General features: G+C 70.3%; 22 protein-coding genes. 15 read left to right on the top strand and 7 right to left on the bottom strand.

Annotated elements, in window-relative coordinates:
* Position 1 precedes the first annotated feature (1 nt).
* Positions 2-448 carry a DUF2550 family protein gene (locus tag ACSU1G_RS23570; protein ID WP_439282456.1) on the top strand — a complete coding sequence of 149 codons (447 nt, stop codon included), beginning with the start codon at positions 2-4 and terminating at the stop codon, positions 446-448.
* A 102-nt stretch (positions 449-550) separates the two neighbouring features.
* Here ACSU1G_RS23570 and ACSU1G_RS23565 read toward each other — a convergent pair whose 3' ends face one another.
* A complete protein-coding gene (locus ACSU1G_RS23565) occupies positions 551-1669 on the bottom strand; it encodes an N-acetylglucosamine-6-phosphate deacetylase (protein WP_439282455.1) in 1119 nt (372 codons plus the stop codon).
* Positions 1644-2339, bottom strand: a complete 696-nt coding sequence (gene nucS / locus ACSU1G_RS23560) for an endonuclease NucS (protein WP_439282454.1) — start codon at positions 2337-2339, stop codon at positions 1644-1646. Before nucS ends, ACSU1G_RS23565 begins: the two co-directional genes overlap by 26 nt.
* Positions 2340-2376: 37 nt before the next feature.
* Here nucS and ACSU1G_RS23555 point away from each other — a divergent pair, with 37 nt between their 5' ends.
* Positions 2377-2751: a hypothetical protein gene (locus tag ACSU1G_RS23555; RefSeq protein WP_439282453.1), complete on the top strand. Its 375-nt coding sequence runs from the start codon at positions 2377-2379 to the stop codon at positions 2749-2751.
* 33 nt (positions 2752-2784) lie between these two features.
* Here ACSU1G_RS23555 and ACSU1G_RS23550 read toward each other — a convergent pair whose 3' ends face one another.
* Positions 2785-4119: an AI-2E family transporter gene (locus ACSU1G_RS23550; protein ID WP_439282452.1), complete on the bottom strand. Its 1335-nt coding sequence runs from the start codon at positions 4117-4119 to the stop codon at positions 2785-2787.
* An 83-nt stretch (positions 4120-4202) separates the two neighbouring features.
* On the opposite strand from ACSU1G_RS23550, the gene ACSU1G_RS23545 reads away from it, so the two are divergent.
* The 6 genes from ACSU1G_RS23545 to ACSU1G_RS23520 all read left to right on the top strand — a co-directional run bounded on the left by ACSU1G_RS23545 (position 4203) and on the right by ACSU1G_RS23520 (position 12047).
* Positions 4203-6083, top strand: a complete 1881-nt coding sequence (locus ACSU1G_RS23545) for a hypothetical protein (RefSeq protein ID WP_439282451.1) — start codon at positions 4203-4205, stop codon at positions 6081-6083.
* A gap of 47 nt (positions 6084-6130) precedes the next feature.
* Positions 6131-7108 (top strand): co-chaperone YbbN, encoded by a 978-nt coding sequence (locus tag ACSU1G_RS23540; RefSeq protein WP_439282450.1) that lies wholly within the window; start codon positions 6131-6133, stop codon positions 7106-7108.
* Between the two features lie 84 nt (positions 7109-7192).
* Complete coding sequence (locus ACSU1G_RS23535) at positions 7193-8023, top strand: ABC transporter ATP-binding protein (RefSeq protein WP_439282449.1); 831 nt, start codon at positions 7193-7195, stop codon at positions 8021-8023.
* The gene (locus ACSU1G_RS23530) at positions 8008-9585 is read left to right on the top strand and encodes a transporter (protein ID WP_439282448.1); all 1578 of its coding nucleotides are present in this window, start codon (positions 8008-8010) and stop codon (positions 9583-9585) included. The genes ACSU1G_RS23535 and ACSU1G_RS23530 overlap by 16 nt, the downstream gene beginning before the upstream one ends.
* A 48-nt stretch (positions 9586-9633) precedes the next feature.
* Positions 9634-10020 (top strand): DUF3039 domain-containing protein, encoded by a 387-nt coding sequence (locus ACSU1G_RS23525; RefSeq protein WP_439282447.1) that lies wholly within the window; start codon positions 9634-9636, stop codon positions 10018-10020.
* Between the two features lie 221 nt (positions 10021-10241).
* A complete protein-coding gene (locus tag ACSU1G_RS23520) occupies positions 10242-12047 on the top strand; it encodes a DEAD/DEAH box helicase (RefSeq protein WP_439282446.1) in 1806 nt (601 codons plus the stop codon).
* Positions 12048-12111: 64 nt separating this feature from the next.
* Here ACSU1G_RS23520 and ACSU1G_RS23515 read toward each other — a convergent pair whose 3' ends face one another.
* A complete protein-coding gene (locus ACSU1G_RS23515) occupies positions 12112-12783 on the bottom strand; it encodes an isochorismatase family protein (protein ID WP_439282445.1) in 672 nt (223 codons plus the stop codon).
* A gap of 76 nt (positions 12784-12859) precedes the next feature.
* Entirely contained in the window at positions 12860-14200 is a 1341-nt protein-coding gene (locus tag ACSU1G_RS23510) for a nicotinate phosphoribosyltransferase (protein WP_439282444.1), read from the bottom strand.
* Positions 14201-14336: 136 nt separating this feature from the next.
* Here ACSU1G_RS23510 and clpS point away from each other — a divergent pair, with 136 nt between their 5' ends.
* The 7 genes from clpS to ACSU1G_RS23475 all read left to right on the top strand — a co-directional run bounded on the left by clpS (position 14337) and on the right by ACSU1G_RS23475 (position 19933).
* A complete protein-coding gene (gene clpS, locus ACSU1G_RS23505; protein WP_439282443.1) occupies positions 14337-14714 on the top strand; it encodes an ATP-dependent Clp protease adapter ClpS in 378 nt (125 codons plus the stop codon).
* Positions 14714-15421: a DUF2017 family protein gene (locus ACSU1G_RS23500; RefSeq protein WP_439282442.1), complete on the top strand. Its 708-nt coding sequence runs from the start codon at positions 14714-14716 to the stop codon at positions 15419-15421. The genes clpS and ACSU1G_RS23500 overlap by 1 nt, the downstream gene beginning before the upstream one ends.
* Positions 15418-16467: a glutamate racemase gene (gene murI / locus ACSU1G_RS23495; RefSeq protein WP_439282441.1), complete on the top strand. Its 1050-nt coding sequence runs from the start codon at positions 15418-15420 to the stop codon at positions 16465-16467. Before ACSU1G_RS23500 ends, murI begins: the two co-directional genes overlap by 4 nt.
* 6 nt (positions 16468-16473) lie before the next feature.
* Positions 16474-17289 carry an MBL fold metallo-hydrolase gene (locus ACSU1G_RS23490; RefSeq protein ID WP_439282440.1) on the top strand — a complete coding sequence of 272 codons (816 nt, stop codon included), beginning with the start codon at positions 16474-16476 and terminating at the stop codon, positions 17287-17289.
* Positions 17290-17373: 84 nt separating this feature from the next.
* Positions 17374-18159, top strand: a complete 786-nt coding sequence (rph, locus tag ACSU1G_RS23485) for a ribonuclease PH (protein WP_439282439.1) — start codon at positions 17374-17376, stop codon at positions 18157-18159.
* On the top strand, positions 18156-18854 hold the full coding sequence (locus ACSU1G_RS23480) for a non-canonical purine NTP pyrophosphatase (RefSeq protein ID WP_439282438.1): 699 nt from the start codon (positions 18156-18158) through the stop codon (positions 18852-18854). Before rph ends, ACSU1G_RS23480 begins: the two co-directional genes overlap by 4 nt.
* Positions 18854-19933 (top strand): exonuclease domain-containing protein, encoded by a 1080-nt coding sequence (locus tag ACSU1G_RS23475; RefSeq protein WP_439282437.1) that lies wholly within the window; start codon positions 18854-18856, stop codon positions 19931-19933. The genes ACSU1G_RS23480 and ACSU1G_RS23475 overlap by 1 nt, the downstream gene beginning before the upstream one ends.
* A gap of 129 nt (positions 19934-20062) precedes the next feature.
* Here ACSU1G_RS23475 and ACSU1G_RS23470 read toward each other — a convergent pair whose 3' ends face one another.
* On the bottom strand, positions 20063-21646 hold the full coding sequence (locus ACSU1G_RS23470; protein ID WP_439282436.1) for an HNH endonuclease signature motif containing protein: 1584 nt from the start codon (positions 21644-21646) through the stop codon (positions 20063-20065).
* Positions 21647-21981: 335 nt separating this feature from the next.
* Positions 21982-22917, bottom strand: coding sequence for a LysR family transcriptional regulator (locus ACSU1G_RS23465; RefSeq protein WP_439282435.1), 936 nt, complete (start codon positions 22915-22917; stop codon positions 21982-21984).
* Positions 22918-22984 lie beyond the last annotated feature (67 nt).

Genomic DNA, 22984 nt, shown 5'->3' with positions numbered 1-22984 from the left:
GGTGAGTGCCGGGTGGTCCGCCCTGATCGCCGCCCTCGTGGCGGCCGTGCTGGTCATCGCCTTCATGGTGTGGTGGCGTTGGCGCACGTTGGTGCGGACCCCCGGGACCTTCACGGCCCGGATCCGGCGCCCCGGGAAGGACTCCCGGGGCATCCGGGTGATCGGACGGTATGACGAATCCGGTCTCGACCTGCTGACGGTCGCGTCCGTGGACCCCCGGCCCCGGTGGTCGGCGGCCCGCCATCAGCTCCGGTTGCACCGGGAGGGTGCCGTGGGCCAGGACGGAGTGGTGGTGGTGCGCGTGGACGGCGGTCCCGCGCCGATCACCCTGGCCATCAACACGGACGCCTGTTCCGGACTCTCAGCCTGGATCGAATCCGGTCCCTCGATCGGGTTCGGCACGTGGCGGCAACCTCCGCCGCGCAGTCCCCGGCGCAAGCCCTTGTGACCCACGGGTCACGCCAGCCGCAACACCGCAGCCCCGGATCTTCCCGGGGCTGTGGTGTTTAAGTCAGGTCGGTGTTCAAGCCGGGTCGCGTCAAGGCAACAGTCAAGGCAACAGCGGGGGCACGACGACGGCCGGTCGCCCGGGTGCGATGGTGCCGGTCTCCGGGTCCGTCACCCATTCGACCCACCCCGTATCCCGGCGGTGGGCCGGAAGGGTCCTGGCCGGCGTCGTGCTGACCGCCGCGAGGGCCGCCCGCAGCGGGACGCCCCAGCGCAACAGGTTCCGCAGGGCGCCGTCCAACGGGACGGATCCGGAGGCCAGGGTGCTGTTACCCGCGAGCCGAGGCGCGTCCCCGGCCGCCGGGGGACCGGCCTGGATACCCATCCGGCCCAGGGTGTAGGTGCCTTCCGGTGCGCCCGTGGCCGCCGAGGCGTCCGAGACCACGCACACGGCGGCGGGCGCGAGGGCCAGCAGGTCGACCACGAGTCCCGGATCCACATGGTGGCCGTCCGCGATCAGCTCCACCCGCAGCCGTCCCTCGGCCGCGGCGCGCAGCAGCAGCGGGACGGGGCCGGGCTCGCGGTGGTGGAAACCGCGCATGGCGTTGAACAGGTGGGTCACGGCCGGGGTGCGCGCCGGATCCGCCGGGGTGAGAGCCCGCCCGGGGGCCGTCAACCGGTCCACGGCGGCTCCGAGCTGGGCCGCCGTGGCATCGGTGTGGCCGGGGCAGGGCAGCACGCCGTGCGCCGTCAACGCGGCCTCCACGGCCTCGGCGCCGTCCAGCTCGGGTGCGTAGGTCATCGCGACGATCGCCTGCCCGCCCGCGCAGCGCCCGGCCTCCAACACCTCGGACAGCCACCGGCGGGAGGCGGGGTCGGCCGGGTCCTGCAGGTCGGCGGGGGACTGGGCCCCGCAGCGGCTGTGCGCGAGGAACGGACCCTCGAGGTGGAGTCCGGCCAGGGTGCCGTCCTCCACGAGCGGTGCCAACCGCCGCACGGCGGCCAGCATCTCGTGGCCGGGCAGCGTCGGCAGGGAGGCCACCACCCGGGTGACCCCGTTCAGGGAGAGTTCGCGGACGGCGTCCCGCACCGAGTGGACCGGGGCGGTGGAGAAGTCCACGCCGGCGAAACCGTGGCAGTGCTGGTCCACGAGCCCCGGTGTGCGCAGCCGGTCCGGCAGCGGGGGCCGGCCGGGCTCAGAAGAGCCGGGAGTCCGCATCATCCACGCCGCGCATGGCGTCGTAGTCCAACACGAGGCAACGGATGCCCCGGTCCTCCGCCAGGGTACGGGCCTGGGGCTTGATCTGCTGGGCGGCGAACACGCCGCGCACGGGGGCGAGCAGGGGGTCGCGGTTCATCAGCTCGAGGTAGCGGGTGAGCTGTTCCACGCCGTCGATGTCCCCGCGACGCTTGAGTTCCACGGCGATGGTGACCCCGGCGGCATCCCGCGCGAGGAGGTCCACGGGACCGATCGCGGTCATGTGCTCGCGGCGGACCAGCGTGTGACCGGCGCCGAGTAGTTCGATCTGCTCGGCCAGCAGCCGTTGGAGGTCGGCCTCGACCCCGTCCTTGACCAGGCCCGGGTCCACGCCGAGCTCGTGGGCGGAATCGTGCAGGATCTCGAAGAGGTGCACGATCAGGCGGTCGTCGGTCTTCGCGGCCTGCACCGTCCAGATCTGGGTGACGCCCTCCGCGGCCAGCTCCTCGGAGGGCTCCGCCGTGCGCAGGGTGGCCGGCGGGCTCATCCAGTTCAGCGGCTTGTAGGACCCGCCGTCCGAATGGACCAGGACGGAGCCGTCCGCCTTGACCATCAGCAGGCGGGTCGCCTGGGGCAGGTGGGCGCGCAGACGCCCCTCGTAGTTGACCGAACACCGGGCTATCACCAAACGCACACAGGGAAGTCTAGTGGTGGTGTGGAACCATGGAGGGGTGCCACGCTCAAACCGTCCCCGCCGCCGCCCGGGTCAGTCCTCGTCGCAGCCGCAGGGTCGGCCCCGAGGCCGGTCAGGGGCCCGCGGTCCGGGGCCCGGCCACCAGGACCGGTTGGACGGCCTGCTGGGCCTGGATCCCGGTTACCGGCAGGAGGACGGGCACGACGGCGGCTGGCATGTCCGGCGGATTCCCGCCTGGCGCGCGGTGAAGGACTACACCTGCCCGGGCTGCGGCCGGACGATCCCGACCGGCCAGCAGCATCTGGTGGCCTGGCGCAGTGACTGGATCTTCGGCGACGAGGCGGCCGGGGCCGAGCGGCGGCACTGGCATCCCACCTGTTGGTCCACCCGCCGTCAGGACGGCCTGTACTAGGGCCCGCCCCCTCCACTCACATCGCCCCGGGACCTACATCCGGTCCTGGCGCGGGATCAGCACCTCCTTGAGGACCAGCATCACGGCGGCGGCCATCGGGATGGCCATGAGGGCCCCCAGCACACCCAGCAGTGCGGCACCGGCGATCACCGCGATCACGGCCACGGACCCCGGCACGGCCACGGCCTTGCTCATCACGCGCGGGGAGACGAAGTACGCCTCGACCTGGAGGTAGATGAAGTAGATGGCGGCGAAGATCAGCGCCGCCTGCCAGCCGCTGATCAGTGCCACGAGGGTGACGACGATGCCGCCGGTCAGGGCACCCACGAGCGGGACGAACGCCATCAGGCCCGCGAAGAAGGCCAGTAGTGCGCCGAACGGCACCCCGGCGATCGAGATGGCGACGAAGGCCACGAGTCCGTTGAGTCCGGCGACCACGGACTGGCCGATCACATAGTGGCCCACCGAGGAGGTGATCTCCTCACCCAGGAACTCGACCCGGGGGCGCCGGGAGGCCGGGGCCAGCCGGTAGGCCCAGTACTTCATGGAGGGCAGGGTGGCCAGGAAGTACAGGGTCAGCACCAGCACGATCAGCACGGAGAAACCGGTGTTCACGATGGCCGAGCCCACCCCGAAGAGTCCGCCGAACAGCGCCGTCACATTGGCGGAGTCGCCGACGAACTTCTCCAGCTCGTTCATCGCGATGTCGTGGATGCCGAACTGGCTGTCCAGATCGTGGAAGAACTCGGACTCCAGGAAGTCGGAGACCATCCGCGGCAGGTCGTTGATGAAGCTCGCCGTCTGATCCACCACGATCGGGATCAGCAGCGAGAAGAAGGCGGTCAGGAGGGCGGCCAACATCAGCACCGCGGCGGCCACGCCGACCCCCCGTGGGGCGCCCCAGGACTCGATGCGGCGCACCACCGGGTCCAGGCCGAGCGCGATGAACAGTGCGGCACCGATCCACACCAGCAACTGGGTGTTGGCGGAGATGATCCCGAAGAGCAGCAGGGCCAGGCCCACGCCGAAGGTCAGCAGGAAGCCCAGCTGGACCGGATGGGCCCACTGGACCGTCCTCAGCTGCTGCAGGCCCGCCTCGGCTGCGCCCGCGGGGGAACCGTCTGCAGCCGGGGCATCCGTCGGACCCGTGGACTCGGACACCGGCGGGCGGAGCTCGAAGCGGGGACGGGGCCGCGGCCCGGGCAGACGCCGTCCGGCGACCCAGCGGCGGACGCGAGCGGCCGTGGTGGGGTTCGGGGCCTGTTGGGCCTGCTGGGCCTGCTCGGTCTCCGGGGCCGGCGGAGGCCCGGGCCGGGGGGAGGCGCCGGCTGCGTCGGGGTCCGCGGAGGCGGAATCATGGTCCTGCACAAGCGATACGCTACGTCACCGGACCCCGGTGGGCGATGACCTGCATCGTTATCAATCGGTGACCTTCCCGCTATACTCTGACGGTGAATCAGACCGCTCACAGACAGGTTGACCGCGTGCGAGGAATATCCGGAGTTGTAGCCCTGGTGTTGGGCCTGGTGGCCCTGTTCGGCGCCATCGGGCTACAGACGATCTGGGCGCCCCCGACCACCCTGACGGCCAGCAGCAATAGTGTGGAAGTGGACGCCCCCGCTGACGCCCCGCTCACGGTCATCACCGGCGGGATCAACGAGGTGGCCGGTGCGGCGGACGAGGCGGTCGAGTACACCCTGACCGGCGAGGGCGACTACACCGTGATGCTGGGCCAGACCCGGGACATCGAGGCCTGGGTCGGGGAGTCCGCCCACAACACCGTGACCGGCATCGAGGCCGAGGTCGCGGGCGGACAGGACCCCCGGGTGGTGGTGGAGCACACCGACGGCGAGGCCACGGTGCCCGATCCGGCCGGTTCCGACCTGTGGGTGGACCTCCAGGAGGCCAGCGGCACCATCGAACAGCGCTGGTCCGTCCCCTCGGAGGGTGAATGGGCCCTGCTGGTGGCCGCCGACGGCACCGAGCCGGCGCCCACCGAGATGACCGTCACGTGGACCAATACGGTCGGTGACAGCGCGTGGATCATCCCGCTGTTCGTCATCGGCATCCTGCTGATCCTGGTCGGCCTCGCCCTGCTCATCTGGACCCTGATCCGCCGCCGGTCCTCCGGTTCCGATGACTCCGGAGGCTCCGGCGACCACCGGTCCGGAGCCGCCGCCGGCCTGCAGTCCGGAACCGGAACCGGCACCGGACCGGCACCGCAGGACGCCGGTGGTGCTGGCGGATCCGGTGCGGCGCGCACCCGGGTGACGGGCGCCGTCGTCGCCATCCTGACCCTGGCCGGTCTGGCGGGTGCCGGCCCCGCGACCGCCGATGCCACCACCGAACCCTCCGCCGAAGCTTCCACCGAAGCCTCGGCTGAGGCCACGGAGACGCCGTCCGCCGAGGCCCCGGCGGGAGGTGGCGAGGACCAGTACCCGATCGTCACCGACAGCCAGCTGGAGCGCATCCTGGGCAAGGTGGCCGGAATCGTCGAACAGGGCGACGAGGCGCAGGACGCCGGTGAGCTGGCCTACCGCGTGAGCGGCCCAGCTCTCGAGATGCGCGCGGACAACTACGAGAACCGGGAACTCGGGGAGGACGTCAAGGCCGCTGAACCCGTGGCCGCGTCACCCGTGGTGTCCGTGGTGGCGCAGTCCGATCCGTCCTTCCCGCGGTCCCTGCTCGTGATCACCGAGGGGGAGGGCAACAGCAATCCGCAGCTGCTCGTCCTGCGCCAGGAGTCCGCCCGCACGAACTACAACCTCATCGCGAACACCCCGATGACGCCCGGGGCACAGTTCCCCTCCAGCGACCTGTCCTTCACCGGGGCAGACGTGATCGCCTCCGCTGAGGCCGAAGGCCTGGCCATGAGCCCCGGTCAGGCCATCTCCGGCGTGGCGCAGTATCTGAGTGATCCGGAGGCGGACTTCGCGGACCAGGTGGTGAAGAACCCCGCCATCGACGAGATCCACAAGTACCAGGCCAGCTCGGTCGAGGACTCACCGGACGCCACGATCAAGATCACCCGGAAGGCGATCCCCGGTGCGGCCACCACCCTGCGCCTGCCCGATGGCTCGGCTCTGGTGGTCAGCGTCATCGACAACGTCGTGGACGTCACCCCGGACGAGCCCGGGGCCACGGTGAGTCTCGGCGGTGACCTCGCCGCGGCCAAGGCCGGAGAGGCCAGCAACGAGACGACCAGCGGGATCAGCATGACGTACCGTGAGGTATTGGCCGTCCGGGTGCCCGCCGAGGGTGCCACCGGGGACGATGCCAAGGTGTCGCTCGTGGGCATGACCGACGAGCTGCACGCCGTCTCGTTCGACTAGGCGCGAGTCAGCACGCGCCAGCCAGCATCAGGAAGAGGAATCCCCGTATGTCCCAGCAGCCCGCGATGCCGTCCCACCTGCGTGGGGCGCTCGACCTGTCCGCCCTCAAGCCGGCCCCGGCAGGGCAGCAGCCCCGTCAGGGGGCGCCCGGCCAGCAGGCCGGTGGCGGGGTGCCCGCGGGCAGCTGGGTCCTGGACCAGGCCACCCAGGGTGACCTGCAGCAACTGATCCAGTTGTCCTCCCGGGTGCCGGTGCTGGTCCACCTGGCGGCCCCGTCCAACCCGGCCAGCCAGCAGCTCGATGATCTGCTGGCCCCGGCCGTCGACGCGCACGGGGGCCGGCTCATCCTGGCCCGCGTGGATGCCGAGGCCGACCCCCAGGTCCTGGCGGCCTTCGGGCTGGCGGCCGGCCCGGCCGTCGTCGCCGTCCTGGCGGGTCAGCCGGTGCCGGTGCTGAACCAGCCCGTCCCCGCCGAACAGCTGGACCAACTCCTCGACGAACTCCTCGCGGCCGCGGCCCAGAACGGGGTCTCCGGCACGGTGCCCCCGCTCGGTCCTCCGCGCGAGGGTGCTGCAGGCGCCGACTCCGGCCCGGAGCCGGAGGCCCCGCCGCTGCCGCCGCTGCATCAGGAAGCCCAGGACGCGCTCGACGCCGGCCGGTACGAGGGCGCGCAGGACGCCTACCGCAGGGCGCTGGCCGAGAACCCGGCCGACGCGGAGGCCAAGCTCGGGTCCTCCCGCGCCGGGCTGCTGGCCCGCACCTCGCCCATGGATGCCGACAGCGTCCGGGAGCGTGGCGCGACCGAGCCGGACGACGTGCAGGCCCAGATCGACGTGGCGGACCTCGATGTCCTGGGCGGCCACGTGGAGGATGCCTTCCACCGCCTGGTGCGCTTCATCGCGGCCCACCCGGGCGCGGAGCGCAACACCGCCCGCGAACACCTCGTGGACCTGTATGCCATCGTCGGAGACCAGGACCCCCGGACGGCCGTGTCCCGCAAGGCGCTGGCCATGGCCCTGTTCTAGAAGGACCACTCCTGACTTAAGTCATGGCCTTCCCGGCCATGGCGCACTCGTGGCGGGGACTGCGGCCTTGCTACCGTCGAGGTCATGAGCATTCCCGCCAGCTCCCAGCCTGCCCAGATCCCGCCTCAGCCCGGCCCGAAACCCGCCGCGGCGCTCCCGGACCCGCACACGGCCATCGCCATCCGTGGACTGGCCAAGCGCTTCGGTGAGAAGATCGCCGTCAACGGCGTCTCCCTGGACGTGCCTGCCGGGTCGTTCTACGGGCTCGTGGGCCCCAACGGCGCCGGGAAGACCACCGCCATGTCCATGGCCACCGGCCTGTTGCGTCCGGACCACGGCCAGATCTGGATCCACGGGACGGACGTCTGGGCCGAGCCCCTCGTGGCCAAGCGGAGGATGGGCGTGCTCGCGGACGGGGTCCGGCTCTTCGACCGGCTCACCGGCGAACAGCTCGTCACCTATTCCGGGCTGCTGCGTGGGCTGGACCGGGACACTGTGGCGGAACGTACCGCCGACCTGCTGCGCGTCATGGACCTGACCTCCGACGCCGGCAAACTCGTGGTGGACTACTCGGCGGGCATGACCAAGAAGGTCGCCCTGGCCTCCGCGATGATCCATGCCCCGCAGGTCCTGGTGCTGGACGAGCCCTTCGAGGCCGTGGACCCGGTCTCGGCCGCCAACATCCGGGACATCCTGGCGCAGTTCGTCGCCTCCGGCGGCACGGTGATCGTCTCAAGCCACGTCATGGACCTCGTCCAGCGCATGTGCGACCACGTGGCGGTCATCGCCCAGGGCAACCTGCTGGCAGCCGGCACCGTGGATGAGGTACGGGACGGCCGCAGCCTGGAGGACCGCTTCGTGGACCTCGTGGGCGGCCGTTCGACCGGGGAGGGGCTGTCATGGTTGCACACCTGATGCGGATGAAGCTGGCCATCACCGTCAACGGCTGGAAGAAGAGTACGGGCCAGTTGGTCCTGGCCATCCTGTTCATGGCCTATCTGCTGCTCGTGGTGGTGATGCTCGCGGTCGGCTCCTGGTTCATGACCGAGCTCCAGACCGAGCTGCGGGGCACCATCCTCACCTTCGCCGGTGCCGTGGCCGTGCTGGGGTGGATGGTCATCCCCGTCTTCTTCACGGGCGTGGACCTGACCCTGGATCCCGCGAACTTCGCCACCTTCGGGATCCCCACCCGGAAGCTGGTCCCGGGACTGGCCATGGCCGGACTGGTCACCGTCCCCGGTGCAGCCACCCTGCTCGGTTTCGTGGTGTCCACGCTCGCCTGGCGGGACGCGCCGGGGGCCCTGCTGCTCGCCGTGGTGACCACGGTCCTCGGGGCCCTGTTCTGCCTGTGCATCTCCTATGCCGTGACCGGCCTGCTCGCCGGGATCACCGGTCAGCGGCGGATCCGCGAGATCATGTCCATCGTGGCGTTCATCCCCCTCATGCTGGCCGGGGTGATCATCTCCGGGATCGCCGACTCCGTGCAGGCCGCCGTGGAACAGCTGCCCGGACTGGCGCAGGTGCTCGCCTGGACCCCGCTCGGCTCCTTCACCGCCGCACCGTGGGCGTTGGCCGAGGGCCGTTTCCTCCAGGCCGCGTTGCAAGCACTGCTGTGCCTGGTCTGGGTGGCCGGGGCCGTGCTGCTCTGGCAACTGGCGGTGGACCGCAGCTATGCCAAGGGTCGAGGCGCCGGACCGGCCAGCACCAAGACCCAGACCGGACTGGGACTGCTGGGCGTCTTCCCGGGGACGCCGGCCGGGGCGATCGCGGCCCGCTCGATGCTCTACTGGCTCAAGGACCCCCGGTACTCCGCCTCGCTGGTGGTCCTGCCGCTGATGCTCGTGTTGTTCTGGTTCCTGGGGTTCCAGTCCGGTGACTACACCATGATCCTGCTGATGGGGCCCATCACCGGGTTCATGCTCGGCTACTCCATCTCCGCGGACATCAGCTACGACGGCTCCGCCTTCGCCCTGCACGTCACCTCCGGGGTGTCCGGCCGGGACGACCGGGTGGGCCGCGTGGCCTCGTTGCTGGCCTGGGGGATCCCCGTGACCCTGCTGTTCACGGTGGCCACCGTCTGGATGGCGGGCCAGTGGAACCTGTTCCCCGGCCTGATCGGGTTGGGCCTCGGTGCGCTGTTGACCGGGGCAGGGGTGTCCGCCCTGGTCTCGGCCCGCTTCATCTACCCGGTGCCGCCACCCGGCGCCAGCCCCTTCGCCACACCGGAGGGCGGTGGCGTCAGGATGATGCTGATCTCCGTGGGCGCCATGATCGTGGTGGGCGCGCTGATCCTGCCGGAGCTGATCCTGTACATCGTGGCGTTGGTCACCGGTGCCATGCTGTTCCAGTGGCTCACCCTCGTGGTGGGGCTGGGCCTCGGGGCCGTCCTGCTGTGGGTGGGCATCCGGATGGGCAGCCGGTGGTTCAACCGCTCCCAGGCGGAGACCTACCAGTCGGTGCTGGCCGTCACCGGATGAGTACGGCGCTGGGGGCAGGACTGGGGGCAGGGCGGTAGACTGGTCGGCATGAGTTTGCCTGCCGATCCTGACCCGACCCAGCCCGGCGCCCCGGGGGGCCCCGGCGGCCCCAGCAGCGGCGGAGCCGCGGTCCTCGACCGCCAGGAGCAGTTGCAGGACGCCGAGCCGGGAGACCACGAGCGCTTCTCGCACTATGTCCGCAAGGAGAAGATCATGGAGTCTGCCGTCACCGGCGACCCCGTGGTGGCCCTGTGCGGCAAGGTCTGGACCCCGGGCCGGGACCCGGAGAAGTTCCCGATCTGCCCGGAGTGCAAGGAGATCTACGACGGCCTGAAGTCCCCGAAGGACGGGGGCGCCGGCAGCGGGGGTTCCGGTAGCGGGGGTTCCGGCCAGGGCGGCGGCGGGCGCGGCTGGTTCGGCGGGCGCGGGAAGTAACCGTACCCGGCGCGCGGGCGTCATCCGGCCCGCACGCCCCGGCCCGCACGTCCCACCGCACGCCTCCGGGCACCCACCCCCGCCCGGGAGCGCGAACCCGCCGGCCGGCGTCGTACCGGTTCTTCTCCCGGTTCCCGTATCCGTCGCTGGTCCCGTGTCTGCCCCTGTTATTCTCTCCACCCCTGTTTCCCCCCACGCCTGCAAGGAGGCCGTCAAGCTCCGTGTCTGAAGCCCTGTTCCACATCGGTGACGATCTGCCCCCGGCCCTGCCGGAGCGGGCAGCCTGGGGCACCGCACCCAAGCTGCGCCAATGGCAGCAGGAGGCCCTCGAGCTGTACCTGCAGAAACAGCCACTGGACTTCATGGCGGTCGCCACCCCCGGGGCCGGCAAGACCACCTTCGCCCTGCGCGTGGCCAAGACACTGCTGGAGGCGGGCACGGTCAGCCGCATCACGGTGGTGGCACCGACGGAACACCTCAAACGGCAGTGGGCGGACTCCGCGGCCCGGATCGGGGTGGCGATCGACCCGAACTTCAAGAACGCGGACGGCCGGCACGGCGACGAGTACATCGGCGTGGCGCTGACCTACGCCCAGGTGGCCATGAAGCCGATCCTGCACCGCAACCGCACCGAGAACGCACGCACCCTGGTGATCCTGGACGAGATCCACCACGGCGGCGACGCGCTGAGCTGGGGCGACGGCATCCGGGAGGCCTTCGAACCGGCCGCCCGGCGGCTGTCCCTGACCGGCACCCCGTTCCGCTCCGACACGGCCGCCATCCCGTTCGTGGAGTACGTGGAGTTCGAGGACGGCATCCGCCGCTCGAAGGCCGACTACACCTACGGCTATGGGCCGGCCCTGCGCGACCACGTCGTCCGGCCGGTGATCTTCATGGCCTACTCCGGCCAGATGCGCTGGAAAACCACCACGGGTGATGTCATGGAGGCCCAGCTCGGTGAGGCCGCCACCAAGGACATCACCGCGCAGGCCTGGCGGACGGCGCTGAACCCGGAGGGCGACTGGATCCCCTCGGTGCTGGCCGCCGCGGACCGTCGCCTCACGGAGGTGCGGCGCAACGTGCCCGACGCCGGCGGCCTGGTCATCGCGACCGACCACGAGAGCGCGCGGGCCTTCGCCGCACAGCTGGAGCGGATCTCCGGCGAGGAGGTCACCGTGGTGCTCTCCGACGACAAGGGTGCCTCGGACAGGATCGAGGCGTTCGCCGAGGGGACCCAACGCTGGATGGTCGCGGTCCGCATGGTGTCCGAGGGTGTCGACGTGCCGCGGCTGTGCGTGGGCGTCTACGCGACCTCCACGTCCACTCCGCTGTTCTTCGCCCAGGCCGTGGGCCGCTTCGTGCGTTCCCGCCGGCGCGGGGAGACCGCCAGCGTCTTCCTGCCCTCCGTGCCGCAGCTGATGCTGCTGGCCAATGAGATGGAGGCCGAGCGCGACCACGCCCTGGACCGACCGGAATCCGCGGGAGGAGAGGACCTTGAGGACCTCTCCCTGTCCCCCGAGGAGGAGGAGCTGGCGGCGGCCAACCGCCAGGAGCGGGCCTCGGACTCCCTGACGAGATCCGAGTTCAAGGCACTGGAGTCGCAGGCGTCCTTCGACAAGGTGTTGTTCGACGGGGCCGAGTTCGGCACCGGCGGCGCGATCGGCTCCGAGGACGAGCTGGACTTCCTCGGCATCCCGGGGCTGTTGGACGCGGAACAGGTGGGGGAGCTGTTGCGTCAGCGCCAGGCCGAGCAGCTCAAGCGTCGGCCGAAGACCGTGCGTAACGAGCAGCCGGACCACGCAGCTGGGCCCGGCACCGGTGTGGTGGACCACCGGCGGCTCAAGCAGATGCGCTCCGAGCTGTCCAAGAACGTCTCAGCGTGGTCGTCCCGTTCGGGCACGCCGCACGGGATGATCCACAACCGTCTGCGGGAGATCAGTGGCGGGCCGGCCGTGGCGCAGGCGACGGCGGAGCAGCTGGAGACCCGGCTGAAGACCCTGCAGGGCTGGTTCGTCGGGCGGAAGTAGCGTCCCGCCGGTCGACCGGGTCTGGCCACTCGGCCAGGTTGCTCCGCCAGTTTGCTCGGCCTGGTTACTCGGCGGTACCGCCCCAGACCTGCAGGATGGCGCCGTTCTCCTCCATCAGCTCCAGGGCCTCCTCCGCGCGCTCGGCGTCGACCCCGGCCACCAGGTCGCTGAACACGCGGGTGTCGTAACCGGAGTCGATGGCGTCCAGCACGGTGGCCCGGACACAGTGGTCCGTGGCGATGCCGACCACGGTCACGGAGTTGATGCCCTCGGCGCGCAGCCAGTCGTCCAGACCGGGGGCGCCGTCCTCCACGGCGGTGGAGGCGGCGGCGGTGGCTCCGAAGGGACCGGCAGGGCCTTCGGGGGCGCCGGATCGGACCATGTCAGGAGCCCCGAGCTGGCCGTCGAACCCGGAGTAGGCCGCATCGAAGCGGCCCTTCAGGAACTGTGCGTCCAGGAATTCGGTATCGAGATCGGGATGAAGCTCGGCCCCGGAGGTGCCCGCCACACAGTGCACGGGCCAGGATTCGGTGTAGTCCGGAGCGGTGCCCTCCGCGGCGAAATGCGGTCCGGGATCCACATGCCAGTCGCGGGTGGCGATCACCGCGGCGTAGTCCTGGGCGTGCTCCTCGAGGTACGCCGTGATGCGGCCCGCCACCTGGGCGCCGCCGTCGACGCCCAGACTGCCGCCTTCGCAGAAGTCGTTCTGTACATCCACGATGACCAATGCACGCATGGTGTTGATCTTTCCTGTCTCAAAAGGGGTCTTGGTACTGACTGCCGGGCCCACGGTCCGGCAGACTCTCACGCTCTCACGTCTCGGTGAAGACGGTGGGAATCACCGCTTCGCCGGGCTGCAGTCTACGCACTGAGCCGGGCAATTCCGCATGCGAGGCACGGTGCCGGTCGGCGGCCCGCACCACCGCCTCGGGGCCGGTCCAACCAGGCAGCAGTTCACCGTCCTGCATGAAGGTGTGTTGGAGGGGGCGGTCGTTGGCATCGGCATCGGCCGGACGGTTGACGCCGATCAGCTCCGCCGTGGCCCGACCGGCGTCGTTGAGTTGGCGGGAGGCGGACTTGCGGCCGCCGACCGAGGCCTTGCCGGAGGAGGACTTCGCCACGTCGATCCACTCACCGTGCCCGTCCTGCCGGCTGACGAGTTTATAGACCATGGACGCCGTGGGAGCACCCGATCCGGTGACCAGCCGGGTGCCGACGCCGTAGGAGTCCACCGGGGCGGACTGCAGGTGGGCGATCGCATACTCATCGAGGTCCGAGGTGACCATGATCCCGGTCTGATGGTTGCCCAGCTCGTCCAGCAGTGAGCGCACCCAATGTGCCTGCTCCACGAGGTCGCCGGAGTCCAGCCGCACATTGCGCAAGGCGGTCCCGGCCACCTCGACGGCGGTGCGCACCCCGGTCTCGACGTCGAAGGTGTCCACCAGCAGCGTGGTGTCCCGGCCCAGGGAGGCCACCTGGGCCTCAAAGGCGTCCCGCTCCGAATCATGCAACAGGGTGAAGGAGTGGGCGGCCGTGCCGACGGTCGGCACACCGTAGCGCAGACCCGCCGCGAGGTTCGAGGTCGCGCTGAACCCCCCGATCACGGCCGCGCGGCCGGCGGCGACGGCGGACTCCTCATTGATCCGCCGGGATCCCATCTCGATGCAGGGGCGACCATCAGCGGCAGAGGTCATGCGCGAGGCGGCGGAGGCGACGGCGGAGTCGTAGTTCAGCACGGAGAGCAAGTACGTCTCGAGGATGCAGGCCTCGGCGAAGGTGGACTCGACCTGCAGCAGCGGAGAGTAGGGGAAGAAGGCCTCGCCCTCGGCATAGCCGAAGATGTTGCCGGAGAACCGGAAATCGGAGAGCCACTGCAGGGTGGCCTCGCCCACCACGCGCTGATCGGCCAGGAAGTCGAGTTCCTCCGTGCGGAAACGGAACGCGGACAGCCCCTCGAGCAACCGGCCGGTGCCGGCCACCACGCCGTAGCGTCGTCCCTCCGCCAACCTGCGGGTGAAGACCTCGAAGACGCTACGCCGATGGGCCGCGCCGGACTGCAGCGAGGCCTCCAGCATGGTCAGCTCATAATGGTCCGTGAACAGGGATGTGGGCAGCAGCCACCGGGGCGTGCCGGTGGAGATCTGGTCGGTCACGAGGCTCACCCTACAACTTGTCACCGGACCGAGGCTCACCGGCCCCGTCACCGGTCCCGTCACGGCCCCCTACCGGTCCCGCCACGGGATCGGCCGCCGGTCAGTCCGGAGGTGCTGCCGCCGTAGACTGGTCGCCATGTTCTCGACCATCACATCCCGTCATGTCCCGGGGCAGGCGCCCGGCGCCCCCGGTGGGGGGACCGGTCCTGGCACCGATGTCCTGGAGCGGGAGGAGACCGCCTTCGGAACCGACACCCGCAGGGCTGCCGACCGGCCCTGGCAGGTCATCGTGTGGAACGATCCCGTCAACCTCATGAGCTATGTCTCCTACGTCTTCCGGTCCTACTTCGGCTTCTCCCGCGCCAAGGCCGATGCGCTGATGCTCCAGGTCCATCAGGACGGCAAGGCGATCGTGGCCTCCGGCGGCCGTGAGGAGTCCGAACGCCATGTCCAGGCGATGCACGGCTACGGACTGTGGGCCACCCTGCAGCACACCTCGGGCGACGGCGCCTGATGGCCCGCGCGTTCAAGAGCACGCCCAAGGGGTTCGTGGCCGATCTGGAGAAGGCCGAGCGTCGCCTGCTCCGGACCCTGTTCGGCGACGTCATCCAACTGCTGGACGCCGAGGAGCCGCGCCCTGGGTCAGCAGCACCTGAGACCCCCGCCACGGGTACCCCTGTCGCTGGAAACCCTGTCGCTGAAAACCCTGCGGAATCGGCCGGGGACCCGTTCTGGGACATCGTCGCCGGGCTGGGAGGCGAGGGGGCCGGCGTCGGGCCCTCCGACCCGCACACCGCCGCGCTGCACCGCGAAGCGCCGCGGGACGAGGCGCTGGCGCGACTGCTGCCACCCGGCGTTCACGGCGACACGGCGGACGAGCAGGCCGCGGCCGGAGAGTTCCGGGCCCTGACGGAGGACAGCGTGCGGCGCTCCAAGACGGCCGACCTGCAACGGGCGGTGGCCGCACTGCAGGTGAACCCGCTGGTGTTGGACGAGGAGAACGCGGTGGCCTTCAGCCGCGCCTTGAACGACGTGCGGCTGGTGCTCTCCGCGCGGTTGGGCATCGACTCCGAGGAGGACGCCGAACGGGTGCATACGGTGGACGACTGGGCCGCCGCCACGGACGTCGAGTCCTACATGGCACTGCTGTACAACTTCACGACCTGGCTGTTGGAGACCCTCATGCTGGCGTTGTCCACACAGTTGCCGGATCAGCCATGAACCCCACGCATCCGCCGATGCTACCGCAGCCGGCCGCGCCCATCGGCGTCTTCGACTCCGGCGTGGGCGGTCTGACGGTGGCCCGCGCCATCATCGACCAGCTGCCCGGAGAACAGATCGCCTACGTGGGGGACACTGCCAACGGACCGTACGGGCCGCTGCGCATCGCCCAGGTGCGGGCGTTCGCCCTCGGCATCATGGACGAGCTGGTCGACGCCGGCGTGAAGGTCCTGGTGATCGCGTGCAATTCCGCGTCGGCCGCGGTGCTGAGGGATGCGCGCGAGCGGTACACGGCGAGGTACGGGATCCCGGTGGTCGAGGTCATCCAGCCGGCGGTGCGCCGGGCCGTCGCCGCCACGCGCCACGGGAGGATCGGGGTCATCGGGACCGCCGCGACCGTGGGCTCACGGGCCTACGAGGACACCTTCGCCGCCGCACCGCACCTCGAGATCACCTCGGTGGCCTGTCCGCGGTTCGTCGAGTTCGTGGAGGCCGGCATCACCACGGGGCCGGAGCTGTTGGCCACTGCCGAGGAGTATCTGGCCCCGCTGAAGGCCGCTGGCGTCGACACCTTGGTGCTGGGATGCACCCACTACCCGCTGCTGACGGGGGTGATCTCCCTGGTCATGGGGGAGGACGTGACGTTGGTGTCCTCGGCCGAGGAGACGGCCAAGGACGTCTACCGGGCCCTGGTGCGCCATGGCCTCGAGCGTCCGGGGAGCGTCGGCGGCCCCGGGGGCGCTGCGGGCACGGGTCGGTGTGAGGCGCCGGCTCACACGTTCATGGCCACCGGAGAGCCCCGGCAATTCGAGACCCTGGCACGGCGGTTCCTCGGCCCCGAGGTGGGCGGTGTCCAGCACGTGGGACACATCGCCGAGCGCTATCCGACGGGCGTGCTAGCCCGGATCACCCCGGAGATGATCGAGGCCGCGCGGGGTGGGGCCTCTGGGGGAATCGTGCCGGGTCCGGCCAGTACAGTGGACCCAACGCCGGATTCCCCGATCCCTCGGGGGCTTATCACGGATCCCGACGGACGAAAGGCCTGACGCAGCGTGAAGCTCACGATCATCGGTGCCTCCGGGTCGTTCCCCGGTCCGGGATCTCCGGCCTCCTGCTACCTCATCACGGCGGAGGGGCCCACCCCGGACGGGACCGGCACCAAGATGTGGCGGGTCATCATGGACCTCGGCAACGGCTCCCTCGGGACGCTGCAGCGGTACATGGCCCTGGATGACATCGACGCCATCCTGCTCTCCCACCTGCACCCCGACCACTGCATGGACCTGTGTGGACTGCACGTGGCCATCCGCTGGAACCCCTACGGCTGGAAGGGCATCCACGTCCCCGTGCACGGTCCGGCAGACACCGCGGACCGTATGGCCACCGCCTATGGCCTGGACCCCGACCCGGGGATGCACCCGGACTTCGACTTCCAGCACTGGCAGGCCCGGGTGCCCGTGACGGTGGGCCCGTTCACCATCACACCGTTCCCCGTGCGCCACCCGATCGACGAGGCCTATGCGCTGCGCGTGCAGACCACGCAGCCCGGCCCGGACGGCGAGCCCGTGCACCGGGTCCTGACCTATTCGGGGGACACGGACACGTGTGACGGGCTGGTGGAAGCCGCCCGGGACGCCGATCTGTTCCTCTGTGAGGCTGCCTTCCAGGAGGGCCGGGACGATGGGATCGACGGTGTCCACCTCACCGGCCGACGTGCGGGACAGATGGCCGCCGACGCCGGCGCCCGGCGCCTGCTGTTGACCCACCTTCCCGTGTGGACCGACCCTCTGGCCGCCTCGGTGGAGGCGCGGGAGACCTATGCCGGACACCTGGCCGTGGCGGTGTCCGGAGTGACCTACCGGGTGTAGGGCGTGGGTTGTCCCTGCGTAGGGCGCGGGGATGACGCCGCAGCCGTTCGTATCCCGTCCGGCCCCCTCGCTAGGATGACAGGCATGACCTCAACGAACTCCGGAGCTTCCGGCCTGCCCGAAAACAGCCGTACCCACACCGTCCGCGAGGACGGTCGCGCCATCCACGAGCTGCGCCCCATCAGCATCACCCGCGGTTGGTCCCGGCAGGCCGAGGGCTCCGCACTGATCGAGTTCGGCAACACCCGCGTGCTGTGCACCGCCTCCTTCACCGTGGGCGTGCCCCGGTGGCTGAAGGGTGAGGGGACCGGCTGGGTGACCGCCGAATACGCCATGCTGCCACGCGCCACGAACACCCGCTCGGCCCGTGAGTCCGTCAAGGGCAAGATCGGTGGCCGCACCCACGAGATCTCCCGTCTCATCGGCCGCTCCCTGCGCGCCGTGATCGACCTCAAGGCGCTGGGGGAGAACACCATCGTGCTGGACTGTGACGTGCTGGAGGCCGACGGCGGCACCCGCACCGCCTCGATCACCGGCGCCTATGTGGCCCTCGCCGAGGCGATTGCCTGGGCGAAGGGCCAGGGCATCATGCCGGCCGCCTCCCAGCCCCTGAAGGACTCGGTGGCCGCCGTGTCCGTGGGGATCATCGACGGCATCCCCATGCTGGACCTGCCCTACGTGGAGGACGTCCGTGCGGAGACGGACATGAACGTGGTCGTCACGGGGTCGGGTGACTTCGTGGAGGTGCAAGGCACCGCCGAGGGGGCCCCCTTCAACCGGGACGAGCTCGATTCCCTGTTGGATCTGGCCATCGGCGGAACCGCCGAGCTGGCCCGTATCCAGACAGAGACCCTGGCGGGCGGGCGATGAGCACCGCCAGCACCTCGGGTGGAGGACCACGGCTGGTGCTCGCCACGCGGAACCAGGGCAAGCTCCGTGAACTCCGTGATCTGCTGCGCGGTCAGATCCCCGGCCTGGACGTCGACACCCAGGTGGTGGATGCTGCCGCCGTCGGCGCCCCGGACGTGGTGGAGGACGGGGTGACCTTCGCGGAGAACGCCTTGAAGAAGGCCCACGTCGTGGCCCGCCATACGGGCCTGGTGGCGGTGGCCGATGACTCCGGGCTGTCCGTGGAGATCCTGGGGGGCGCACCGGGCATCTTCTCGGCTCGGTGGGCCGGCCGGCACGGCGACGACGCCGCCAACCTGCAGCTGCTGCTGGACCAGGTGGCCGATGTGGGTCCGCAGCACCGCAACGCGGCGTTCATCTGCGCCGCCGCCGTGGTGACTCCGGCCGGTGCGGAGCACGTTGAACTCGGGTTCCTGACCGGGACGCTGTTGACGGCGCCCCGAGGGGCCGGCGGCTTCGGCTACGATCCGATTCTGCAGCCCCACGGGATGGACGTGTCCGTGGCGGAACTTGATCCGGCCTCGAAGAACTCCATGAGCCACCGGGGTGCGGCCTTCCGTCAGATCCTGCCGGAACTGGTGCGCTTCCTGGACGCACCCGGCGGGCCCGCCGGACCCGGCGGATCCGCCGGATCTCTCGGTACCGGGGGACGCTGATGGCGCTGGACTTCACGGCGCTGGACTTCGAGACGGCCAACGGCTTCCGCGGGTCCCCCTGCTCGGTGGGGCTCGTGCGGGTGCGCAACGGTCAACCCGTGGAGCGTGTGCACTGGCTGATGCGGCCGCCGGCCGGCTTCGACCGGTTCGATCCGAGGAATGTGGGAATCCACGGGATCACGGCCGAGCAGGTGGCCGGGGCGCCACGGTTCGCCGACATCTTCGCGGATCTGGCAGATTTCATCGGCACGGATCCCCTCGTGGCACACAACGCCGGCTTCGACGTGGGCGTGATCGAATCCGCCTTGGAGGTCTCCGGTCGAGACATCCCCTGCCTGGACTACGCCTGCTCGCTGGTGATGGCCCGGCGCACCTATGACCTGCCCTCCTACGCCCTGCCGATGGCCGCGGCCGAAGCAGGCCACCCTTTGCTGAACCACCATGACGCCCTGGCCGATGCCGAGGCCTGTGCCTGGATCATGATCGATGTGGCCGAACGCCGGGCGGCCGGAGCCGGTGGAGTGTTGGCGCCCGGAATGCTGGAGACCGGACTCTCTGATCTCCTGGCCCTGGACGGGATACGCCTGCGCCAGCTGGAGTCCCGCCGTGCGGGCACCGGGACCGAATCCCGGGCCACCCGTCAGGCGCGCGGGCTTGGACCGGTGTTCGACGCCACGGTGGAGCTGCCGCACGCGGCCCGCCTGCCGGATCTGATGCACTGGCCGGATGAGGGAACCAACCCGGAGCCTGCGGCCGATGCCGATCCGGCACACCCCCTCCACGGGCAGACCGTGGTGTTCACCGGGAACCTGGGGATGCCCCGGCAGGAGGCCAAGAACCGTGCTGCCGCCTGGGGCGCCCGGCCGGCCAGCCGTGTCAATGCCCAGACCAGCATGCTGGTCGTGGGCGACGGCTTCCGCGTCGAGGACCTGAACTCCGCCGTGCGGGCCGGCGCCACTGGTCACCGCAAGACCCGTGACGCCCTGGCACGCCGCCGGCAGGGTCAGCACGTGGAGTTGGTCTCCGAGCCGGAATTCCTGCAGATGTTGGATGTGAACTGGCCCGCTGCCTCCGGGTAGCCGCTGACGATTGCGTCTGCGTCTGCGTCTGCGTCTGCGTCTGCGGCTTCGTCTGCCGCGCTGCCCGTTGCCGACTGACTGCCGCACTGCTCAGTGTGTTGTGGTTCCCGTGCTCCAGGGGCCGCCGCGTCACGACCGCCAATAGTGGTTCCGTAGAGGCTTTCTGAACGGGTCGATGAAGGGCGCCGGGACGAACCACGGGATCCCGTCCTCCAGGATGATGTCCCAGGAACCACCGTGTACGGCCAGGTGGTGCCGGTTGCACAACAGGACACCGTTGTCCACGCTGGTTGGCCCGCCCCGTATCCACCACTGGACGTGATGGACCTCGGTCCAGGGAGCCGGCATGGTGCACCCGGGAGCCGCGCACCCACCGTCTCGTGCGGTGACCGCCTTTCGGAGGCGGGCCGGGAACAACCGTTGGGAACGCCCCACGTCCAGTACCTGCCCAGCGCCGCCGAGGACCACGGGGAGCAGATCGGCATCGCAGGCCAAGGCCCTGATGGTGACCGGACTGATCGGCCCGGTGAAGACGGCCTCGGATCTGAAGTTCCCGAGATCGAAGGGAATCCTCTCTGCAGTTCCGGTGGGGGCTTGCGGTCCTGACGGTTCAGGCGGTTCTGATGGATCCGGCACATCGGGCGCATTCGGCGTATCAGGCCCATCAGGTCGATCTGGTGGGTCTGGTGGGCCGGGTGGGTCGGGCGGGGCCGATCTCGCGTTCTCGCAGGCTGGGCCCGCCATCCACTGGTCCGTCAGGGTCTGGTAGTCGATCGAGACCATGACGAGGGGTCGGCCACCGCCGGAATCGGGCAGTCCGTTGCCGTTGGTCAGCGAGAGCGCGCCCATCAGGGCGGAGGTGAGCCCGTCCAACTGCCGTTGGTGGCGGGTGCGGGGATCCGTGGCGAGTTCGGCGGCGGAGCCCCAGAGGTGGGTGGGATCGCGGTGATCGTCGAGTTCCGTGGGCTCCGCAGAATCACCAGACTCAGCAGGCTCAGCCGACTCGGCCGGCACCTCGGGGCCGTTTGGCTGATCTGGTCCCACCGCCTGGCCGTCCCTCGCTACCGTCGAGTCCTCCGAGTCCTCCGAGTCCTCCGAGCCCGTCGTGCTCTTCGCGCTCTTCGACCGGGGATTGGTGGCGGCACCGGCGATGGTGCTGAGAACCTCGTGCTGCAGGTCATCCGCCATGATCCTCCACTGGTGGAACCGGCGCCGCTTCCCCTGATAGGAGAGTCCCTGCTGGAGGTTCGGCAGGGCCTCCGAGGGCTCGCTCCCGTCCGGATTCAGGGAATGTTGGGCCCACTGCCGCCACCGCGCACAGGCATGACGCATCGACTCGGCGTCTAGGACGCACGCCTGACCGGTCAACATCTCCTCGCCCTGCCGCAGCCACTTCTCGGTCAACCCGGCCTCGGCGCCGCTTGCCTCCGCATCCTTCCTGGTGTCCTGCAGTGCTCGGGTGATGAGGTCCAGGGATGCCGGATCGATGGTGCCGCGGAGAAAGGACTCGGCCAGGACGGGGTAGTCGGCGCTGCGCTGATGACCGGATAACTCCGGGGGCGGCGGCTGGGTCTGCTGGGCCCGCTGGATCCGCCGGCGCGCCTCCGGACGCGCGATGCGCAGGGTTCGGACCATCCAGTCCGGGGCATCTCGGAACGGCCGGGCGCCACCCGGGATGCCGAGCAGGGGCTCGCGGAGACCCCCGTCCTCCATCGCCCGGTGCGATGGGCGCCAGTGTGTCCAGCCCCGCCCAATCGAGTTGCGGTGGGGGCGGGACGACCCGCTCGAAGGACGTCAGTGTCGTGGCGCCGGACAACCGACGGGCGAGGACGTCCACGGCCTGCCGTGCGATGGCCACGACCTCGTAGATCGGCAGCTCGTCGAGGTTCGGCGGACCGTCCGGGTGGTCCTCCTCGTGCGCCGGCTCAACTGCCATCCTCGGGTCCTCCGTCCCGTTCCTCCACCTGCTCGATCTAGTACTGGTATTCGAACACGTGTGCCGGACACGATAAGGATCGGACCCGAGGACTGTGGACGGAACCGGGAAGTCAGTCGGCTGTGGAGGAGGTGGCGGGCCCGGCCGCCAGGCCCTTCTCGGCCGCGGTCCGCCGGAACGCGTCGATCACCAATCGGATGGACTGGCGGGGCGTGGGGGAGGTGCGGTAGGCGATCGACACCGTGCGCATCACGGGTTCCTCGAGGGCGATGATGTCCACCCCCGCGGGAAGCACCTCCAGCGCCAGATCGGACACCAGGCTGACGCCGAGTCCGCCGGCCGCCATGGCCAGCGCCGTGGGCTGTTCAGCCACGGTGTGGACGATCCTCGGGTCGAACCCCTGCTGGTGACAGGCGGTCCGGACCGCCCGGCCGAAATGGTCGCTGGCCGGGGCGAGAATCCAGGGGTACTCCGCCAGCTGTGCCAGCCGCACGGTCTCGGTGGGGACCATTCCCGCCGGCACGGCCGCGTGCAGGCGTTCCACGGCGACCAACGTCTGGGACAGGGCCGGCTCGATGTGCGTCGCGGTGACGGAGTAGTCGATCACGAAGGACAGGTCGAGGGTGCCGTCCTTGACCGCGCTGGCCGAGTTCTCGGGATCCAACTCCACCGTGCGGACCACGATCCCGGGGTGGTCGATCGCGAGTGTTGTCAGGGCCCGTGGCACCAGGCTGGAGGCCACCGAGGCCCACACCCCCGCCGTCAGGCGGGCGGTCACCCCATTCTGTGCCTGTTCCAGAGCCAGGGTGGCCCGATCCACCGAGCCGAGGATCTCCTCGGCGTGTTCGGCGAGGAGCAGACCGAGTTCGGTGAGCAGCAGCCGCCGTCCGTGGCGTTCCACGAGCCGGACGCCGACGTCCCGTTCCAATTGCGCCAGCTGCTGGGAGACCCCGGACGGGCTGTAGTGCAGTGCGACCGCGACAGCGGTCACGGTGCCGCGCAGGTGCAGCTCCCGCAGCATCCTCAGCCGGCGCAACGAGAACTCCATGCGCGTCAGCATAGGGGTGTGCACCCCTGACGGGGGAGATCTTGCAGCTTCCCTTCACATCACCCTG

It is taken from the genome of Microbacterium sp. A93 (assembly GCF_051842835.1).
Note: the sequence above shows the minus strand (reverse complement) of the source record. Positions and strands in the feature narration are given on the sequence as shown.

Coding starts and splice junctions, on each gene's coding strand:
- ACSU1G_RS23565 (WP_439282455.1), bottom strand. CDS start 1,669: ATGATGCGGACTCCCGGCTCTTCTGAGCCCGGCCGGCCCCCGCTGCCG.
- ACSU1G_RS23540 (WP_439282450.1), top strand. CDS start 6,131: ATGTCCCAGCAGCCCGCGATGCCGTCCCACCTGCGTGGGGCGCTCGAC.
- ACSU1G_RS23535 (WP_439282449.1), top strand. CDS start 7,193: ATGAGCATTCCCGCCAGCTCCCAGCCTGCCCAGATCCCGCCTCAGCCC.
- ACSU1G_RS23530 (WP_439282448.1), top strand. CDS start 8,008: ATGGTTGCACACCTGATGCGGATGAAGCTGGCCATCACCGTCAACGGC.
- ACSU1G_RS23525 (WP_439282447.1), top strand. CDS start 9,634: ATGAGTTTGCCTGCCGATCCTGACCCGACCCAGCCCGGCGCCCCGGGG.
- ACSU1G_RS23515 (WP_439282445.1), bottom strand. CDS start 12,783: ATGCGTGCATTGGTCATCGTGGATGTACAGAACGACTTCTGCGAAGGC.
- clpS (WP_439282443.1), top strand. CDS start 14,337: ATGTTCTCGACCATCACATCCCGTCATGTCCCGGGGCAGGCGCCCGGC.
- ACSU1G_RS23500 (WP_439282442.1), top strand. CDS start 14,714: ATGGCCCGCGCGTTCAAGAGCACGCCCAAGGGGTTCGTGGCCGATCTG.
- murI (WP_439282441.1), top strand. CDS start 15,418: ATGAACCCCACGCATCCGCCGATGCTACCGCAGCCGGCCGCGCCCATC.
- rph (WP_439282439.1), top strand. CDS start 17,374: ATGACCTCAACGAACTCCGGAGCTTCCGGCCTGCCCGAAAACAGCCGT.
- ACSU1G_RS23480 (WP_439282438.1), top strand. CDS start 18,156: ATGAGCACCGCCAGCACCTCGGGTGGAGGACCACGGCTGGTGCTCGCC.
- ACSU1G_RS23475 (WP_439282437.1), top strand. CDS start 18,854: ATGGCGCTGGACTTCACGGCGCTGGACTTCGAGACGGCCAACGGCTTC.
- ACSU1G_RS23470 (WP_439282436.1), bottom strand. CDS start 21,646: ATGGAGGACGGGGGTCTCCGCGAGCCCCTGCTCGGCATCCCGGGTGGC.
- ACSU1G_RS23465 (WP_439282435.1), bottom strand. CDS start 22,917: ATGGAGTTCTCGTTGCGCCGGCTGAGGATGCTGCGGGAGCTGCACCTG.